Annotated in this window: 2 protein-coding genes and 2 pseudogenes; all 4 read left to right on the top strand. The window is 69.0% G+C overall.

The annotated features are described in order from the left end of the window. Positions 1-277, top strand: a pseudogene (locus RHBS_RS26855) (histidine phosphatase family protein); the annotation flags it as partial. Continuing rightward, positions 264-1,013 (top strand): diglucosylglycerate octanoyltransferase, encoded by a 750-nt coding sequence (gene octT / locus RHBS_RS26850; RefSeq protein WP_128646865.1) that lies wholly within the window; start codon positions 264-266, stop codon positions 1,011-1,013. The pseudogene RHBS_RS26855 and the gene octT, both read left to right, overlap by 14 nt. Further along, positions 1,010-1,859: pseudogene (locus tag RHBS_RS26845) on the top strand (DegV family protein). The gene octT and the pseudogene RHBS_RS26845 overlap by 4 nt, the downstream one beginning before the upstream one ends. A 109-nt stretch (positions 1,860-1,968) precedes the next feature. After that, a partial coding sequence (locus RHBS_RS31245) for an SLBB domain-containing protein (protein ID WP_237669810.1) occupies positions 1,969-2,482 on the top strand: 514 nt, incomplete at its 3' end.

The raw sequence follows: 2,482 nt of genomic DNA, 5'->3' as shown, positions 1-2,482 counted from the left end.
CCCGACGAAGCGTTCCGCTGGTTCGTGAACTCGCGGCAGGTGTCCCCGAGTGGGGTGCCGACGGCAACGAGCGACCGCTCGTCCTCGTCGCACACGGAGGTCTGATCGCGGCGCTGACTGCCGCGCTGCTCGATCTGCCGACCGATCGTTGGCCGGTGCTCGGAGGCTCGCGAACACCAGCTGGGTTCAGCTCGGTGCGCACGGACCCGGTGAGAACCCGTCCTGGCGACTGGACGTGTGGAACGCCTCGGCGCGGGTGGCCAGTGACGTCCTCTGAGACGGCGGCGCAGCCTGCGCTGCTCGTGCTCGCGGACTCGTTGAGCTACTACGGACCCGAGGGTGGACTGCCCGTCGACGACCCGCGCCTGTGGCCCAATCTGGTTGCAGCGGAACTGGGTTGGACGGTGGAGTTGGTTGCGCGCATCGGCTGGACGAGTCGTGACGCGTGGTGGGCCCTGACCCAGGATCCGCGAGTGTGGGCAGCCATTCCCCGTGCCGGTGCCGTCGTGCTCGGAATCGGCGGCATGGATTCGCTCCCGTCACCGTTGCCGACTGCGCTCCGGGAGCAGATCAGATACGTCCGACCGCCTGCCCTTCGGCGCGTGGTTCGCGCGGGATACCAAGCGGTGCAACCTGTTCTGTCGCATCTCGGTTGGCCCGTTGCGCTGCCGCCGCGGCTCAGCGTCGAGTATCTGGAACAGACCCGCGCGGCACTGGCGTACGTGCGTCCCGAACTTCCCGTCATCGGTACCTATCCGTCGGTGCACCGCTGCGATGCCTACGGCAAGGTGCACTCGGGTCGCGAACCCGCAGTACGCGCACTGCGTGCATGGAGCGCGGACAGGAACGTCCCCATGGTCGACCTCGCCGACGCCGTACGACCGAACATCGAGTCCGAGAACGCGAACCCCGACGGCATCCACTGGGGATGGGACGCCCACATCGCGGTCGCCGAGGCGATGCTGGAGGTGCTGCGGCTCGTCGCCGCCGGATCGGTGACCGAATCGCCATGACCGTCGCCGTCGTCACCGACTCCTCGTCCTGCCTGCCGGCCACCCTCGCCGCCGAGCGAGGCATCGCGCTGGTGCCACTGCACGTGCTGGTCGACGGAATCGACCATCGCGAGGGCGTCGACGACATTCCCGAGCAGTCCACCTCGGGCAAGCCGGTGACCACTGCGGGGGCCTCTCCAGGTGAGCTGACCGAGGTCTACGCCGCAGCTCTCGAACGCAGTCGAGGTGCCGGTGTGGTGGCACTGCACATCTCTCGGGGACTGTCGAGCACGTGGGAGGCTGCACGCCAGGCCGCAGATCACGTGGGCTCGGCCGTCCGAGTCGTCGATTCCGCCTCGGCCGGAATGGGGTTGGGCTTCGCGGTGCTGGCTGCGGCCGCCACCGCCGCCGGGGGAGCAGAACTGGACGAGGTGTATCACGACGCCGTCGCCGCGTCGACGACCTCTAGATGCTTCATCGTCGTCGATCGACTCGACCACCTGAGACGTGGAGGCCGAATCGGCACCGCCGCAGCGCTGCTCGGCACTGCGCTGGCCATGAAGCCGGTACTGCACATCAGCGACGGCAAGCTCGTGTTGCGGGAGAAGACGCGGACCTCGTCCAAGGCGCTGCACAAGCTGGTCGATGCCGCCGTCGCTGCCGCGGCCGAGGTCGGTGACGAATCGGGGGGTTGCGCTCGCGGTGCACCACATGCAGTGCCCGGAGCGGGCCGAGGACGTGGCCGCGATGCTGACCTCCCGAATTCCGCACTCGACCAGCATCGATGTGTACCCCTTCGGTGCCGTTCTCGGCGCTCATGTCGGCCCGGGCGCGGTCGGCGTCGTCGTGGCTCCGGGACGCCGATAGCCGGGTCGAGCCCCGGTTCATCCACAGCCTCAGGGTTTCTGCACAGGGCAATTCGTGGCCTGCGGCTTTCGGCGATCGAGACCGATCACGCGCACTAGCGTCCTTCCGTATGGGCGGCAACGACGATCGGGCGCACACGGTGGCGCGATTGAACTCCGTGCGCAGACAACACGATTCCGCCCGCGATCGCGTCGTGCCCGAGGACCCGCGACCGGACGCCGGGTCCACGGAACCGGATTGGCTGCTGCCGGAAGCGCAACGAGTAGGCACCCCGTGGTCGGCCCTGCTGCCATCTCGGTGGCGATCTGCTCGCGTGGATCCGGGAAGGCCGGGTGCACTGGTGATGGCGGCCGCCGGGGTCTTCGTGGTGCTGGTCGCCGGATTCGCGGTGGTTCGTGACGCACCGACTCCCGCTCCCGCACCACCGCTCGCTGTGGTCGCGACCGACACGGTGGATACCGATGGCACGGTGGATACCGGTGACGCGGCCGATCCTGTGCCGAGCGCCGAGGCCGAACTCGTGGTGAGCGTCGTCGGGCTCGTGACGCGCCCCGGATTGGTTCGGCTGCAACCGGGTTCGCGAGTCGCCGACGCGCTGGCCGCGGCAGGGGGGAGCTGTCGAC

This window comes from Rhodococcus sp. BS-15 (genome assembly GCF_000813105.1).
In the GTDB taxonomy this organism is placed as follows: domain Bacteria; phylum Actinomycetota; class Actinomycetes; order Mycobacteriales; family Mycobacteriaceae; genus Rhodococcoides.
This window is presented reverse-complemented; position numbering and strand designations above follow the sequence as displayed.